This window comes from Clostridium sp., from assembly GCF_021372645.1.
Lineage (GTDB): Bacteria > Bacillota > Clostridia > Clostridiales > Clostridiaceae > Clostridium.
The window spans coordinates 146,187-162,867 of record NZ_JAJFUC010000026.1 but is presented as its reverse complement, the minus strand read 5'-3'; the positions used below and the strand labels follow the sequence as shown (position 1 = coordinate 162,867).

General features: G+C 29.8%; 14 protein-coding genes. All 14 read right to left on the bottom strand.

The genetic code is table 11. From position 1 onward, the window contains the following. Window position 1: 1 nt before the first annotated feature. Window positions 2-283, bottom strand: coding sequence for a YlmC/YmxH family sporulation protein (locus tag LLF98_RS04235; RefSeq protein WP_291701174.1), 282 nt, complete (start codon window positions 281-283; stop codon window positions 2-4). Window positions 284-348: 65 nt separating this feature from the next. After that, window positions 349-1,653 (bottom strand): pitrilysin family protein, encoded by a 1,305-nt coding sequence (locus LLF98_RS04230; RefSeq protein ID WP_291701172.1) that lies wholly within the window; start codon window positions 1,651-1,653, stop codon window positions 349-351. 47 nt (window positions 1,654-1,700) lie between these two features. Then, the gene (locus tag LLF98_RS04225; RefSeq protein ID WP_291701170.1) at window positions 1,701-3,806 is read right to left on the bottom strand and encodes a polyribonucleotide nucleotidyltransferase; all 2,106 of its coding nucleotides are present in this window, start codon (window positions 3,804-3,806) and stop codon (window positions 1,701-1,703) included. Between the two features lie 101 nt (window positions 3,807-3,907). Then, window positions 3,908-4,171: a 30S ribosomal protein S15 gene (rpsO, locus tag LLF98_RS04220; protein ID WP_077849691.1), complete on the bottom strand. Its 264-nt coding sequence runs from the start codon at window positions 4,169-4,171 to the stop codon at window positions 3,908-3,910. Window positions 4,172-4,291: 120 nt separating this feature from the next. Beyond that, window positions 4,292-5,227, bottom strand: a complete 936-nt coding sequence (locus LLF98_RS04215) for a bifunctional riboflavin kinase/FAD synthetase (RefSeq protein ID WP_291701165.1) — start codon at window positions 5,225-5,227, stop codon at window positions 4,292-4,294. A gap of 74 nt (window positions 5,228-5,301) precedes the next feature. Further along, window positions 5,302-6,177 carry a tRNA pseudouridine(55) synthase TruB gene (gene truB, locus LLF98_RS04210; protein ID WP_291701230.1) on the bottom strand — a complete coding sequence of 292 codons (876 nt, stop codon included), beginning with the start codon at window positions 6,175-6,177 and terminating at the stop codon, window positions 5,302-5,304. Window positions 6,178-6,227: 50 nt separating this feature from the next. Then, window positions 6,228-7,205, bottom strand: a complete 978-nt coding sequence (locus LLF98_RS04205; protein WP_291701163.1) for a bifunctional oligoribonuclease/PAP phosphatase NrnA — start codon at window positions 7,203-7,205, stop codon at window positions 6,228-6,230. Then, entirely contained in the window at window positions 7,205-7,555 is a 351-nt protein-coding gene (gene rbfA / locus LLF98_RS04200; protein ID WP_291701161.1) for a 30S ribosome-binding factor RbfA, read from the bottom strand. Before rbfA ends, LLF98_RS04205 begins: the two co-directional genes overlap by 1 nt. Before the next feature lie 16 nt (window positions 7,556-7,571). After that, the gene (gene infB, locus LLF98_RS04195; protein ID WP_291701159.1) at window positions 7,572-9,653 is read right to left on the bottom strand and encodes a translation initiation factor IF-2; all 2,082 of its coding nucleotides are present in this window, start codon (window positions 9,651-9,653) and stop codon (window positions 7,572-7,574) included. Between the two features lie 22 nt (window positions 9,654-9,675). Beyond that, window positions 9,676-9,990 (bottom strand): ribosomal L7Ae/L30e/S12e/Gadd45 family protein, encoded by a 315-nt coding sequence (locus LLF98_RS04190; RefSeq protein ID WP_291701157.1) that lies wholly within the window; start codon window positions 9,988-9,990, stop codon window positions 9,676-9,678. Then, entirely contained in the window at window positions 9,983-10,249 is a 267-nt protein-coding gene (locus LLF98_RS04185) for a YlxR family protein (RefSeq protein WP_291701155.1), read from the bottom strand. The genes LLF98_RS04190 and LLF98_RS04185 overlap by 8 nt, the downstream gene beginning before the upstream one ends. 13 nt (window positions 10,250-10,262) lie before the next feature. Beyond that, entirely contained in the window at window positions 10,263-11,459 is a 1,197-nt protein-coding gene (gene nusA / locus LLF98_RS04180; protein ID WP_291701153.1) for a transcription termination factor NusA, read from the bottom strand. A 17-nt stretch (window positions 11,460-11,476) separates the two neighbouring features. After that, window positions 11,477-11,938: a ribosome maturation factor RimP gene (gene rimP, locus LLF98_RS04175; RefSeq protein ID WP_291701151.1), complete on the bottom strand. Its 462-nt coding sequence runs from the start codon at window positions 11,936-11,938 to the stop codon at window positions 11,477-11,479. A gap of 236 nt (window positions 11,939-12,174) precedes the next feature. Then, on the bottom strand, window positions 12,175-16,515 hold the full coding sequence (locus LLF98_RS04170) for a PolC-type DNA polymerase III (protein ID WP_291701149.1): 4,341 nt from the start codon (window positions 16,513-16,515) through the stop codon (window positions 12,175-12,177). Window positions 16,516-16,681: the final 166 nt, after the last annotated feature.

The following is a 16,681-nucleotide window of genomic DNA, read 5'->3' as shown; positions in this document are numbered from 1 at the left end:
ATTATAGTTTTACCTTTTTAATTACTTCATCATCTGCATCTAATATGATAGTTTTAGCTCCAATCTTTTTTACGCATTCCCATGGAATTTCCAAAAAATCTTTACTACTAAAAAAATTAAACTTCCCACCACTTAAATTAACAATTAAATATTTAAAATTTCCTTCTTCATCGATTATCAAATCATTATTTATTAAGTAGTCATATTTTTCCCCATCGTTGATATTTATAAGTTCATATCTTTCTATATCACTTAAATACTTAATTATATTTTCTTCACTCATAATAAAAACCTCCTTTTGTACTCATAAAATAATATGAGAAAAGGAGGGGTATTATTACAGTATTTTTATAACTTAAGCTTATTATAATCCGAATTATCATAAGCTTTAGCATTCTTTAAAATTATAGAGTCTAATTTATTATATTCAACATCCTGCCCAACATAAGCAGTATTTAGAACTCCTTTTTTAAAGCATTTATCTAATACATATTGAATGCTCTCTTTGTTTATATTATCTATCTTTTTAATAACTTCTTCTTGAGTTTTTATCTGATTTCTAAAAAGATATGCCTTTGCATTTGCAAACATTCTTGAACTAGTACTTTCTAGTCCTAAAATATAATTAGCTTTAATTTTTTCCTTATTTATTTCAAGTTGCTTATCAGTTATTCCAATTTTACTAAATAAAGCAATTTCCCTATCTATAACTTCTAATGCTTTTTCTCCATAATTTCTATTTAAACCTGAATATATATTCAATATACCAATCCCTTGAAACGGTTGCAAATATGATGTTATTGAATAACATAATCCTAATTCTTCTCTTACCTTTTGAAAAAGAATTGATGAAGCTCCACTTCCAAAAATATTATTAAGAAGTACTAATGCATAATTATTTTCGTCTCCATAGGGTAATCCTTCTAATCCTAAAGAAATATGAAGTTGTTCAATTTCTTTTTTCGCATATGCAGAATCAACTTGTATTATTGCTTTACCATATTGGGGTTTATACTCATTTTTGCTTTCCCAAGAACCAAAGTATTTATTAATTAAATCTTCAAGTTCTTTATCATCAAATTTACCACAAACTGATATCACAGAATTATAAGGAGTATATTTTTCATTAATAAATTTTAATATTTTTTCTCTAGTGAATGATTTTACTAAAGGTATTGTTCCAAGTATAGGATATCCGAGTGGTTCTTCTCCAAAGCAAACTTTAGAATGTACATCATCTAATACATCTTCTGGTGAATCCTCACTCATATTAATTTCTTCAATTACTACACCTTTTTCTTTTTCTATTTCTTCTGGATCAAATTTTGCATTTAATATTATGTCTGAAAGTACATCTAATGATAAATCTAAATGAGTATTTAATGCTTTAATATAATAACAAGTTGATTCTTTACTTGTAAAAGCATTAATTTGCCCCCCTACATTTTCTACTTCTTCCATAATTCCTTTTGAAGTTCTTTTATCAGTTCCCTTAAAAAACATATGCTCAATGAAATGGGATATTCCATTAACCTCTAAACTTTCATTTCTCGAACCGTTTTGAACCATAACTCCAACACTAATGGAATTTAAATGTTCTATTTTTTCTGTCACCACTCTTAATCCATTTTTAAGGGTATATGTATTATACATGTTTTATTTGCCCTCCTTCATAGTAAAAAAAGGCAATTAATTGCCCTTTATTTATCTTCTTTATTTTCTTGATCTTGTAATGCATCTTTTCTTGAAAGATTTATTCTACCTTGGCTATCAATTTCTGTAACCTTAACTAGAATTTCATCTCCAATAGATACTACATCTTCTACTTTGTTTACTCTTTCATTAGATAACTTAGAAATATGAACTAAGCCTTCTTTACCTGGTAAAATTTCAACAAATGCTCCAAAAGTAGTTATTTTCGTAACTTTTCCTAAATAAACTTCTCCAGACTTAAATTCTTTAGTTAAACCTTCAATTATTTTAATCGCTTCTGTAACGCCTTCATGATTAGGTGAACTTACAAATACAGTTCCATCTTCTTTTATGTCAATTTTAACACCTGTATCTTGTATTATCTTATTTATAATCTTACCACCGGCTCCGATTACATCTCTAATCTTATCTGGGTTTATGCTAATTGTTTCAGTCTTTGGTGCATATAACGAAACATCTTCTCTCGGAGTAGCCATACATTCATTTATTTTATCAATTATAGTAAGTCTTGCTTTTCTAGCGTCTCTAATAGCATTTTCTACTACATTAAAACTGAAACCTTGAAGCTTAGTATCAACTTGAATTGATGTTATACCTTCTGTTGTTCCGGCTACCTTAAAGTCCATATCTCCAAAGAAATCTTCTATTCCTTGAATATCAGTTATTACTGCTTCTTCTGATAAGTCTTCTGATGTTATTAATCCCATTGCAATACCAGCTGCTGGTCTTTTAATTGGTACACCTGCGTCTAATAATGCTAGTGTTGAACCACAAACTGATGCTTGTGAAGTTGAACCATTTGAGCTTAAAACTTCTGATACTAATCTAATTGTATATGGGAATTCTTCTTCTGACGGAATTAATGGTTCAAGAGCTCTTTCTGCTAATGCTCCATGACCAATTTCTCGTCTTCCAGGTCCTCTTAAAGGTTTTACTTCTCCAACACTATATCCTGGGAAGTTGTAATGATGCATATATCTTTTTGATTGTGCTTCATCTATTCCATCTAATATTTGAATTTCACTAATTGATCCAAGTGTTGCAACAGTCATTACTTGAGTTAATCCTCTTGTAAATAATCCTGTACCATGTGTTCTAGGTAAAATACCTACTTCACAACCTAAAGGTCTAATTTGATCAAATGCTCTTCCATCAGGTCTTCTCTTCTCCTTTAAAAGCATGTTTCTTACAACTTTCTTTTGCATTGTGTAAAGAACTTCTTTTATTTCACCTGATTTATCAGCATATTTTTCACTAAATTCTTCATTAACTTTTTTATTTACTTCATCTATAGCAGCATTTCTTTCATCTTTTTCCATGATATACATTGCTTCTTTAACCATATCTTGAGCAAATTCTTTAATATCTTTTTCAATTTCTGGATTTACAGCATATAGTACTGGTGAATCCTTTGTCTTTCCAAACTTAGCTACAGCTTCTTCTTGGAATGCAATAATCTTTTGACACTCATTAAAACCATATTTAATAGCATCAATCATAGTATCTTCTGGTATTTCGTCTCCACCAGCTTCAATCATCATTACTTTTTCTTTTGTAGCGCATACTGTTAGAAAAAGAGTACTTTGCTCACGACCTTTAGCATCTGGGTTTGTAACGAATTTGCCATTGATAATTCCTACTTGCACTGCTGCAGTTGGAATCGTATATGGGATACTTGAAAGGCATAATGCAAGTGATGCTGCATTAACAGCTAAGATTTCTGGTAAGTTATCCTTTTCAACTGATACTACTGTAGTTACTACTTGAACATCGTTTCTGTATCCTTTAGGAAATAGAGGTCTTAGAGTTCTATCAACAGCTCTTCCATTTAATATAGCTCTTTCTGATGGTCTTCCTTCTCTCTTGATAAATCCACCTGGAATTTTACCTACTGCATATAATCTTTCTTCATATTCAACACTTAGAGGAAAGAAATCTATTCCTTCTCTTGGTTTTTCTGATGCATTAACATTAGTTAAAATTACTGTATCTCCATAGCTAGTAAATGTTGCTGCATTTGATAACATACCTATTTTTCCGAATTCAACTTTCAATACTCTTCCAGCGATTTCAGTCGTTAGAACGTTATTCATAATTTCGACCTCCCTTTAGGTTCATCTATTTATTATAATTTTCCAAATATTTATATGTGTATATTGTTAAAATAATAGAGCGGAAAACTCCGCTCTAAAAATTATCTTCTTAATCCTAATTCTTTGATTAAAGTTCTGTATCTTTCGATATCTTGATCACTTAAATAGTTTAAAAGACCTCTTCTTTGACCAACCATCATTAATAGTCCTCTTCTTGAATGGTGATCTTTCTTATGAACTTTTAAATGTTCAGTTAAAGATTTGATTCTTTCAGTAAGTAATGCTACTTGAACTTCTGGAGAACCAGTATCTCCTTCACTTCTTCCAAACTTTTTGATTAATTCTAATTTTGTTGCCTTATCCATTATAAGTGCACCTCCGTGTATTATATTAATTATCCCCCAGTTCCAAGTAAAAAGATGGCACCTTTAAACTTAGAATTAGGTTCCTTGTGTTATTATATCAAAAGTAACTATTATTGTAAACTATATTCTCAAACTCGACATATAATTCTCATTTTTCGCAAAAGCTTTATCTTTTTCAAGCTGACCTTTTAGTTCTTCTACGCCATTAAATTTTTTTATATCTCGAATTTTTTCTATAAAGCTTATATCTATTTTTTCTCCATATATATCTTTGTTGAAGTCTAAAATATACGTTTCTACTGTTAAATACTTACCTTCTACTGTAGGATTTTTTCCAACAGAGGTAATTCCCTTATATATATTATTATTTACCTTTATGTTAGTATAATATACACCAACTTTAGGTAAAATGAAATTTTCATTATATTTTAAGTTTGCTGTAGGAAAACCTATGGTTCTTCCAAGCTTCTTTCCATGAATGATTTCTCCACTTAATGTATATGGTAAACTAAGCATTTTACTAGCATGTAAAACGTCTCCAGCTTCTAAAGATTTTCTTATTCTAGTACTGCTTATAACTTGATCCTTATATATACATGGCTCCATAACATATAATTCATATTCATATTCATTTTGTAGTTTTCGTAAAAATTCTACGTTGCCTAAGTTTTTGTATCCAAATTTATAATTAAAGCCTACAACAAAGCCTTTTACATTGTACTTAATAACCAAAAATTCCACAAATTCTCTAGGGGTCATTTTCATAAATTCAAAATTAAATTCCTGAAAACAAACTATATCTACTTTATGTGTTCTTAAAATTTCAGCCTTTCTATCATTATCCATTAAAAGTTTCGGTACATTTTCTTTATTTATAAGGGTTTTAGGATGATTTTTAAATGTAAAAACCATGCTTTTACCATTATTTTTTTTTGCGATTTCTACCACTTTGTATATTAAAGAAAGATGCCCAATATGAAGTCCATCAAAGCTTCCAAGAGCTATATAATTATTAGAATTTTGTATATATTTTAAATCTTTGTTTATAATAATCATGTTTTCACTCCCAAATTAATGCATCTTGTAAAAAATAATTACTCATCTGAAAGAAAATATCAAGCCAAAGATGTTTAAAGTAACAATTTTTCAATTTTAAAGCCTTCATCATCTTGTTTTCCAATACCTATGAAAATTTCTTCACTATCATAAACCCTATACAAAACGTTTTTTTCTTTCTTCTCATTTGTTAATCGCATGTCAAACACTTTAACTCCATTTACTAATAATTTAGTAAATGAACTGTTTACAGTGATTTTAGGATAAAATGAAAGAGCCTCTTCAATAGTTATTATATAATCTTGTATATTTTCTTTAGTTAAGTCTTCTATATTAACACTATTTTCTTGTTTAAAAATCGATGTTTCAGACCTATTTAACTCTGCCATAGTTCCGCCTACATTCAACTTTTCGCCGATATCATAACATAAACTTCTTATGTACGTTCCTTTTGAACAAGCTACTTTCATATATATATAAGGTAAATCAATTTTCAAGTTAGATATATTAAATATATTAATTCTTCTAGCTTCTCTTTCTATTTCAATACCTTGCCTAGCTAAGTCATAAAGCCGTACTCCATTTTTCTTAAGTGCAGAGTACATTGGTGGAACTTGGTCATATTCTCCAATAAAAGATAATACAACTTTAGAAATTTCATCTTCTGTAAGATGTTCTGTTCCCCTTGTTTCTACTACTTCACCTTCTAAATCGTATGTAGTTGTTTTTGTTCCAAGTAACAACTTAACATCATATACTTTTCTACTATTCATAATATAATCTATAGTTTTTGTGGCTTTTCCAATACAAACTGGAAGAACTCCAGTTGCTTCAGGATCTAAAGTACCAGTATGTCCAACTTTTTTTTCGCTAGCTAAAAATTTAATCTTTCTAACTACATCAAAAGAAGTCATTCCTTTATTTTTGAATACATTTAATACTCCATTTATATGTAAAGTTTCTTTTTCCTTTTTCATATATGAAGTTTTTATTTTCTCTTTCATATGTGCATCTCTTCTTTAAGTATCTTTAATAACTCTTCTTTTGCTATTGTAATATCTACGTCTTTTAGCATAACGCCAGCAGCTTTTATATGTCCACCACCGCCATACACTTCTGCAACTTTTCGTACATCCACATTATTTTTAGATCTCAAACTTCCTTTAACTCCATCTTTAACTTCTTTTAAAAGCATAGAAACTTCCACACCTTTAATTCCAAGCCCAACTGAAATTATATCTGAAGTATCAGTATTTAGTAAATTAAAACCTTCTAGCATTCCTTTTGGTATTTGAAGGACTGCTACCTTGTTATCTAAAACAAGCTCTATATTCGATAAAACACTTCCCATTAATTTTACTTTGTTAAAAGGCTTATTATCAAAAAGACTACTGTGAACTTTACTATTATTCACTCCAATTTCTATAAGTTTTGCTGCTATATCATGAGTTCTGCTTGTAACATTTGAATGTCTAAAAGAACCAGTATCTGTTACAATACCTGTATAAACTGCATTTCCAATAGCTACTCCTATATCAGTTTTATTATTAAAATTAATTCCAAGTTCCTTTATTAATAAATATGATATCTCACACGTAGCCGCTGCATTTATATCTACGTAATTAATAAATCCATAATTTTCATTAGAAATATGATGATCTATATTAATTATCTTTCCATTATAATTGCTTAGATCTGCAGAGATTCTATCTACATTACCACAATCTAATACTATTACCAAATCAGTATTATTTTTAGGTTCTGGTGTATTCCCATCGATCTCATTAGATAAAGAAAGGAAAGAGAAGTTATCAGAAATAACATCTCTTGATATAATGTAAGAATCCTTCCCTAAATATCTTAATGCATTAAGTAGTGATAATATACTCCCTATAGCATCTCCATCTGGAGATGTATGAAATGATAACCCAATTCTTTTTGATTTCAAAATTTCTTCTTTTATTGCCTTAAAATTCATTATTCTTTACTTATCCTTTGAATTAATTCATCCATATGCATACCATAATTTATAGAATCATCTAATTCAATAGTTATTTCTGGGGTGTGTCTTAAATTTATTTTTTGACCTATTGCTTTTCTCATAAAACCACTTGCACTTCTTAATGCTTCTAGATTACTTTTCTTTTCTTCCTCATCCTTTGAAAATATACTTACGTAAACCTTCGCGTATCTTAAATCTTTAGTAACTTTAACATCCGTAACTGAAATCATAGCTGTAAGTCTAGGATCTTTAATTTCATTTCGAATTAAAGTACTAATTTCTCTTTTAAATTCTTCGTTAATTCTTCCACCTCTATAATTAGCCATGTTTATTTCACCTCTTTTAAAGTTCTTTTCTCTTAATTGCTTCCATCATAAAGCATTCAATGATGTCGCCCTCTTTAATGTTATTGAACTTATCTACAGTTAAACCACATTCGTATCCAGCATTAACTTCTTTTGCATCATCTTTAAATCTCTTAAGTGATGATAATGTTGATTCACAAACTACTACTCCATCTCTTATAACCCTTGTTTCTGCATTTCTTTGAATCTTACCATTTAATACATAACAACCTGCTATTGTTCCAACATTGGAAATCTTATAAGTTTCTCTTATTTGTGCAGAACCTAATATAACTTCTTTATATATTGGATCAAGCATTCCTATCATAGCTGCTTTAACATCATCAATTGCATCATAGATAATTCTATAAGTTTTAACATCTACTCCATCTCTATCTGCTTGGAGTGCTGCATTATTATCAGGTCTTACGTTAAACCCTATAACTATTGCATTAGATGCAGTTGCAAGTGTTATATCTGTTTCAGTTATAGCTCCAACACCACCATGAATAACTCTTACTTTTACATCATCAGTAGAAAGTTTTTCTAAAGATTGCTTAATAGCTTCAACAGAACCTTGAACGTCTGCTTTTACTATTATAGCAAGTTCCTTAACTTTACCTTCTGTAATTTGATTATATAAATCTTCTAATGAAACTCTATGATTTGCAAGTAAAGTCTCTGCTTTTAAGTTGTCTTTTCTACTATCAGCCATATTTCTAGCAGTTTTTTCATCTTTTACTTGATTAAATCTATCTCCTGCTTCTGGCACTTCTGAAAGTCCTAGAATTTCTACTGGAATAGATGGACCTGCTGATTTAATATTTTTACCAGTATCATCAAACATAGCTCTTATTCTACCATATGTAGAACCAACTAAAATTGAATCTCCAACTTTTAAAGTTCCATTTTGAACTAATAAACTAGCAACTGCTCCTCTACCCTTATCAAGTTTAGCTTCAATTACAGTTCCTCTTGCTCTTCTATTTTCATTGGCTTTTAATTCAAGCATTTCTGCTGAAAGAAGAACCATTTCAAGTAATTTATCAATATTTAAATTTTGTTTTGCAGATACCTCTACAGATATAGTATCTCCACCCCAATCTTCTGTAAGCAAGCCTCTATCTGCTAATTCTTGTTTAACTCTATCGATATTTGCACCTGGCTTATCAATTTTGTTTATTGCAACTACGATTGGAACTCCTGCTGCTTTACAGTGGTCAATAGCTTCTTTAGTTTGCGGCATAATTCCATCGTCTGCTGCAACAACTAATATAACAATATCGGTAATTTGTGCTCCCCTAGCTCTCATTGCTGTAAATGCTTCATGGCCTGGAGTATCTAGGAAAGTTATTTCTTCTCCGTTCAATGTAATAGTATACGCACCTATATGTTGAGTTATACCACCTGCTTCTGAATCAGTAACCTTTGCTTTTCTTATACAGTCAAGTAGTGATGTTTTACCATGATCAACGTGACCCATAACAGTTACAATTGGTGGTCTCTTTTGAAGATTTTCTTCATCATCTTCTTCAATTTCCAAGACTTCTAATTCTTGAATTTCTTCTTTCTTTTCAACAAGAACTTCATACTCAGTACATACTTTTTCTGCTGTTTCAAAATCTATTTCTTGATTTATTCCAGCCATAACACCTTTGAAGATTAATGTTCTTATTACATCATTTGTAGGTTTATTTAACTTTTCAGCTAATTCCTTAACTGTTATGCTTTTACCTATTTCTATTACTTGAGTATCTTCCTTACTTTTCTTAGCCTCAACCTTTAAAGCTTCTTCTTCTTCTCTTTTAGTTTTTTTCTTTTTTTTGCTTACATTGTTAAGTTGATCAGCTAATTCATCTTCATATACGTCAACTATACTCTTTGAAGTTTCAGTTTTTTCTGCTAAATTCTCTTCTAATCTTTCTGCTAATAATTCCTTAATTAATATAGCATCCTCATCTTCAATTGTACTCATATGATTTTTTGCTTGTATATTAAATTCTTCCATTAATATAGTTATTAATTCCTTTGACTCTATGTTAAGTTCTTTTGCTAATTCATGCACTCTTATTTTTGACATGCAGCCACCCCCATATTATTATCTACTCATATATTTTTTCCTCCTCGTATAACGACAGCATTTTTTTTGCCATATCGTTATCTAGTATTCCGAGTAGCATAATTTCCTTACGCCCAATCGAAGTTCCTAGTTGCTCTTTCGAGAAATCTTCAATATATGGTATATTTTTTTCAATACAATGTTTTTTAAATTTATCTTTAGACTTATCTGATATATCATTAGATATTATAAACATATAAATTTTAGTCTTGTTTCTATAATCATCACATTTACTATATCCTTCAAGTAAATTTCCTGATTTCTTTGCAATACTTAGAAAGTTAAAAAATTTATTCATTAGTTACTTCATCCTTTAGTTTATCATAAATTTCTTCACTTATAGAAATTTCTAAATTTCTGCTAAGTTTTTTCGTTTTAAATGCTTTTTGTAAACATTCTATGTTTTTGCAAATATATGCGCCTCTACCTGATTTTTTACCAGTTAAATCAACACAAACTTCTCCGTCTGGAGTTTTTACTATTCTGACTAATTCTTTCTTTGGTTTCATTTCCATGCAACCAGTGCACATTCTTAAAGGAATTTTCTTAACCTTCATGAAAAGCACCTCACTATTCTTCTATTTTTTCAATTGAAGTTTCTGTGCCATCTAAATTATCAACTTCAATATCTTCTGAAAATTCCAGATCTTTTAAATCAGTAGTATTTTCATTTTCTATCTCTACTTCTGTATTTAAAATTCTTTCGTCTTCTGCATCTAAAGCTTCTTTTTGAGATTTACTCTTAATATCTATCTTCCAATTTGTAAGTTTAGCAGCAAGTCTTACATTTTGACCTTCTTTACCTATTGCAAGTGAAAGTTGATTATCATCAACAACAATCTTGCAAGATTTGTTTTCTTCATTAACAACTACACTTAAAACTTTTGCTGGACTTAAAGAATTTGCTATAAATTCTTCTGGATCTTTACTCCATTTTATTATATCTATCTTTTCATTTTTTAGTTCATTAACTATACTTTGTACTCTTACTCCCTTAGGTCCTACACAAGCTCCCATTGCGTCTACTTCTTCATCATTAGAGTATACAGCTATTTTACTTCTTGAACCTGCTTCTCTTGAAATATTTTTGATTTCAACTACTCCCTCAAAAATTTCTGGCACTTCAAGTTCAAATAATCTTTTAACTAATCCTGGATGCGTTCTTGAAACATGTATTTGAGGACCTTTTGTTCCATTCTTAACTTCAACTATATATAGTTTTAACCTTTCGTTGAATTTATATTCCTCATTTGGAATTTGTTCATTAGGACCTATTATACCTTCCAATTTTCCTAAATTAACAAAAACAATACCTTTATCTTTTCTTAAGATAATTCCTGTAATTATATCAAATTCCTTTTCCTTATATTCATCATATATTATGTTTCTTTCAGCCTCTTTAATTCTTTGTGTAACAACTTGCTTTGCAAGTTGAGCTGCAACTCTTCCAAAGTTTTTAGGAGTTACTTCTATGTTTATAATATCATCAACTTCATTTTTAGGACTTAATTCTTTTGCTTCCTCTAATGAAATTTCTGTCACATCATCATATACCTCATCTACTACTGTTTTTTGAGCATATACATGTATTTCTCCCGTTTCTCTATCCATATTTACTTTTACATTTTGTGCATTTGTATTAGCATTAGCATAATTTTTCTTATATGCTGCAACCATTGCATCTTGAATTGTTGTAAAAAGTAACTCTTCTGAAATTCCCTTTTCTTTAATTAATTCTTTAAGAGCACCTACAAACTCTTCATTCATTTTTTATACCCTCCTTGCTATATTTCCCCTTCTAAATTTGCAAATTTTATTTTATTTTTTAGAATTTTAACTTCTGTTTCTGCTTCAACTACTATGTAATCTTCTAAAACATCCTTTAATATTCCCTTTACACTTTTTGTTCCATCAATTGAGCTAGTAAGTTTAACTAATACTTCTCTTCCTATGAACCTTTTAAAATGCTCTTCTTTATATAAGCCTCTATTAAGGCCTGGCGAAGAAACTTCTAAGTAATATGCGTCTTCAATTGGATCTTTAATATCTAAAATTTCGCTAACTCTTCTTGAAACTGCTACACAATCATCTAATGATATTCTATCATCTTTTTTATCTATATATATTCTTAAATAAAATTCTCCATTTTCTTTTATATATTCTACATAATATAATTCATATAATAATTCTGAAATAATAGGTTTAACTAATTCTTCAATTTTTTCAATCAATACATCTTTTTTCATTTTTCTAACCCTCACTTTCATCTTTTAAAAATACATGATTTATACTTATCTTATGCATTTTTAAAATTTGTAATCAAAAACGCAACTATCTTAGATTAGTTGCGTTACAAACAGAAAGAGCGGGTAATTTTCCCACTCCTTTTTTCTAGCTATTAGAAATAAATCTATTTATATGATATCACAAATATTTTTACAATACAAGGGATACTAAAAATTTTAGTTAACTCTTAACTGTATTAAAATAGTGATAATTGATTTGTCTCTGACATTCCGTCTAAACATCCATGAATGGTTAATCCTTCTATGGCTGTTTTTGAAATTCCTGCTCTTATTCTTAAATCTTCTTTTGAAATGAACTCTCCATTTTTTCTAGCTTCAACTATTCCTTTTCCAGCATTATCTGCAAGTCCTGGAATAGCATTTAAAGGTGGACGAAGTGCGTTGTCTTCAATTATGAATTTTGTAGCTTCTGATTTATATAAATCAACTCTTAAAATTTTTATTCCTCTCTTATAAGCCTCAAAACATAACTCAAGCACCGTAATAAGTCCCTTATCTTTTACACTTGCATTATTTCCAAGTTCATATAATTCTTGAAGTTTAGCGTGAACTGCACCTTCTCCAAGACATATTAAATTAGCATCAAAATCATCTGCTCTAACAGTAAAATAAGTTGCATAATAAGCCTCAGGATTATATACCTTATGATATGCTACTCTAACCGCCATCATAACATATGCAACAGCATGCCCTTTAGGGAACATGTATTTTATTTTTTTACATGATCCAATATACCACTCTGGAACATTATGTTCTTTCATTAACTTCTCATCATCTTCTGATAAGCCCTTACCCTTTCTTACCTTTTCCATTATAGTAAAGGCACTTTTAGGTGGTAATTCCTTATACATAAGATAAACCATTATATCATCTCTTGTAGCAATACAATCTTTTAATGTAGTAAAACCTTCTTTTATATAATATTGTGCATTATTAAGCCAAACGTCTGTACCATGAGAAAGTCCAGATATTCTAACTAAATCCGAAAAACTTTTAGGTTGCGTATCTACAAGCATTCCTCTAACAAATTTTGTTCCAAACTCTGGGAGCCCATAAGTTCCAACTTCGCATTCAAGTTCTTCTCTTGTAACCCCAAGTGCTTCTGGAGAAGTAAAAAGACTTATAACTTTTTCATCATTTAAAGGTATTGCTTTAGGGTCAACACCTGTTAAATCTTGCAACATTCTAAGTACTGTAGGATCATCATGACCTAATATATCTAACTTTAGAAGCCTTCCACTTATTGAGTGATAATCAAAATGAGTAGTTATTACATCTGTATCATTATCATCTGCTGGATGTTGAATTGGACAAAAGTTATAAATTTCATTATCTGAAGGCACAACCATAATTCCACCTGGATGTTGTCCTGTAGTCCTCTTTATCCCTGTACAGCCTAAAGTAAGTCTATCTATTTCTGCTTGAGATACTCGAAGATTTCTTTCATCTAAATACTTTTTCGCATATCCATATGCTGTTTTTTCAGCTACTGTACCAATAGTACCTGCTTTAAAAGTGTGCCCTTTACCAAAAAGAACTTCTGTATATCTATGAACAACACCTTGATATTCCCCAGAAAAATTAAGATCTATATCTGGTTCTTTATCTCCTTCAAATCCCAAGAAAGTTTCAAAAGGTATATCATGACCATCTTTTTTATATGGTATACCGCAATCAGGACAATCCTTATCAGGTAAATCAGCTCCCGAACTAACTGAACCATCCATAAAAAACTCTGATTTTTTACATTTCGTACAAACATAATGAGGTGGAAGTCCATTAACCTCTGTAATATCTGACATTGTAGCAACAAAAGAAGATCCAACAGAGCCTCTTGATCCAACTAAATATCCATCTTCTGTAGATTTAGCAACAAGTTTTTGAGCAATAAGATAAAGTACAGCATATCCATTATTTATTATAGAATTTAGTTCCTTATCTAATCTCTTTTGAACAACTTCTGGAAGAACATCTCCATATATAGAGTGAACTTTGTTTAAAGTCATATTTTTAATGTCTTCCTCTGCTCCTTCTATTTTAGGTGCATAAGTTTCATCTGGAATAGGCTTTAAAACATCAATAGCATCTGCTATTTTTTTAGGATTATCAATAACAACTTCTTTTGCTACCTCATGTCCCAAATAATCGAATTCCCTTATCATCTCTTCAGTCGTTCTAAAATAAAGTGGTGGTTGATTATCCGCATCCTTAAAACCTTGCCCTGCCATAAGTATTCTTCTAAACATTTCATCTTTAGGATCCATAAAATGTACATCACAAGTAGCAACTGTCATCTTATTATATTTTTTACCTAAATCATATATTCTTTTATTTATTGCTTTAAGCTCCTCTTCATCTTTAACCATACCTTTTTCAATTAGAAAATTATTATTGGCAATTGGTTGAATTTCCAAATAATCATAAAAATCTATTATTGGTTTTAGTTCTTCATCACTTCTACCATCTAAAATTGCTTTATAAACCTCACCAGCTTCACATGCAGACCCTATTATAAGACCTTCTCTCATTTCTGCAAGTAAACTTTTAGGGGTTCTTGGTCTTTTAAAGAAATTATTCAAATGGGCTTCTGAAATTAATTTATATAAATCTTTTAATCCTTCTTGGGTTTTAGCCAAGATAATTACATGATATGTTGGCTGCTTCTTGATATCAAACTTTGATAAAAATAATTCGTTTAATGACTTTAAATCTTCTACATTATACTCTTCTCTTAATTTTTCAAAGCACTTTAAAAGTATTTCTGCTGTAGATTTTGCATCATCTACTGCCCTATGATGATTTTCAAGAGAAATTCCTAAATGTTTTGCAACTATATTTAATTTAACTTTTTTTAGTTCAGGGTATAAAAATCTAGCAAGTTGAACTGTATCCATTATAGATAAATCAAAGTTTAAATTTAAATCTCTACAACTTTTCCTTATAAAACCTGTATCAAAGCCTGCATTATGTGCCACAATAACACTGTCTTTGCAAAACCCCATAAATTTCGGCAAAATTGTATCTATTGTCTCTGAGTCTCTTACCATATCGCCATTAATACCCGTAAGCTCAGTTATCTTATACGGAATATTTCTCTTAGGATTAACAAAATAACTAAAATTATCTATAACTTCTCCATTTTGAATCTTTACTGCTCCAATTTCTATAATCTCATCATTTACAGGTGAGAAACCTGTAGTTTCTAGATCAAATACTACAAAAGTATCATTTAAAGTATTTCCCTTTTCATTTAATACAACAGGAATTCCATTATCAACCAAATACCCCTCTACGCCATAAAGAACTTTTATACCAAATTTCTTAGCACAACTTTGAGCTTCTGGATAAGCTTGAACTCCACCATGATCTGTTATGGCAATTGCTTCATGTCCCCAAGATGCAGCTCTTTCAATTAGTCTTGCTGCCGAGGTCATACCATCCATTGTACTCATAGTAGTATGAAGATGAAGTTCTATTCTCTTTTCAGTTGCACCATCCATCTTTTGAATCTTTTTCATTCTAGATATATCTCTGCCCATGATTACAACTTCTCTTGCATAAGTATCATAGATAGCTTCTCCTCTGACCTTGCAATAAAAGCCCTTTTTAACTTCCTCTAATACTGCATCCTTCTCTTGAGGTTTTAAAAATAATTTAACAGAAATAGAACTTGTATAATCAGTAATACAAAATGTGAAAATAGTCTTTCCTGTTTTTGTTTCAATCATTTCAGTTTTAAACACTTCTCCAATTATAGCAGCATAACCACTTGTTTCATTTATCTCTTTTATCTCTGTAGTATCCATCTTTATAGAACGACCATACACAGTATTTTCATCTTTAGGCTCTCTTTTATAAGATTGATAATCAGTTTTCTTTTCCGCTTTAGGAGCTGCGTACTTGTCCTTGCCAGAATTATTGGATGAATTTTGACTGCCTGTTACTACTCTATTGTCCATAACATCCTTTATTATTTTAATATTTTCTTCTTTTTTATTAGCTTCATACTTTTCTTGAAGTACTAAATCTTCATTAAATTTAATTTGTACTTTTGCACTAATATTAAAAATATCTTTGATTGAACTTTCAATTAATAAATTTATCTTTTTATTAATTGCATGATTTATTAAGGTTTCATTACCTGAATATATATTAATAGTTTTTCCTTCAATTTGCTTGTTAGCTGAATATAAAATAGGTCTACATAATGGAAGATTTCTTGCTATTTCTTCTACAACATTGCTCCACTCTCTACCTATAATATCCTCTAAAGATGCATTGCTTACATCCTTATAACATAAAATTTCTATGTTCACATCAAAGCCCAAGCTTTTCAAAACTATTTTTTTAAATGTTTCTTCATCTTCTTGATTCAATGCTTCTATAGCTTTTAATATAATTTTAAGAGTTTGACTTTTTTTGTAAAATTGAAATCTTAAAATTTGAATTTCTTTTTCTTCCAAAGCTTCATTATTATTTATTTCTTTTCTAAGAATTTTTATAAATTCTTGACCCAAAGGTTGCTCCCCCCATTTTTTCAGTTAGCAGTCAATAATTAACGATGAACAGTTAAAATTAAAAGCTACAGGTTAATTAAAAATTTTCTAGTTCTATAATACATAATGCTTAAAGGGATTTACCCATTTTAATTCATGATAAATCCCTTAATTTAGAACTACGATT

Bases quoted from the DNA above. Each gene is read 5' to 3' on its own strand.
- LLF98_RS04205 (WP_291701163.1), bottom strand. From the start codon at position 7,205: ATGAATTTTAAGGCAATAAAAGAAGAAATTTTGAAATCAAAAAGAATT.
- rimP (WP_291701151.1), bottom strand. From the start codon at position 11,938: ATGAAAAAAGATGTATTGATTGAAAAAATTGAAGAATTAGTTAAACCT.
- LLF98_RS04230 (WP_291701172.1), bottom strand. From the start codon at position 1,653: ATGTATAATACATATACCCTTAAAAATGGATTAAGAGTGGTGACAGAA.
- LLF98_RS04190 (WP_291701157.1), bottom strand. From the start codon at position 9,990: ATGAATAAATTTTTTAACTTTCTAAGTATTGCAAAGAAATCAGGAAAT.
- infB (WP_291701159.1), bottom strand. From the start codon at position 9,653: ATGTCAAAAATAAGAGTGCATGAATTAGCAAAAGAACTTAACATAGAG.
- LLF98_RS04225 (WP_291701170.1), bottom strand. From the start codon at position 3,806: ATGAATAACGTTCTAACGACTGAAATCGCTGGAAGAGTATTGAAAGTT.
- LLF98_RS04185 (WP_291701155.1), bottom strand. From the start codon at position 10,249: ATGAAGGTTAAGAAAATTCCTTTAAGAATGTGCACTGGTTGCATGGAA.
- nusA (WP_291701153.1), bottom strand. From the start codon at position 11,459: ATGAATGAAGAGTTTGTAGGTGCTCTTAAAGAATTAATTAAAGAAAAG.
- LLF98_RS04235 (WP_291701174.1), bottom strand. From the start codon at position 283: ATGAGTGAAGAAAATATAATTAAGTATTTAAGTGATATAGAAAGATAT.
- rpsO (WP_077849691.1), bottom strand. From the start codon at position 4,171: ATGGATAAGGCAACAAAATTAGAATTAATCAAAAAGTTTGGAAGAAGT.
- rbfA (WP_291701161.1), bottom strand. From the start codon at position 7,555: ATGGCTAATTATAGAGGTGGAAGAATTAACGAAGAATTTAAAAGAGAA.
- LLF98_RS04215 (WP_291701165.1), bottom strand. From the start codon at position 5,227: ATGATTATTATAAACAAAGATTTAAAATATATACAAAATTCTAATAAT.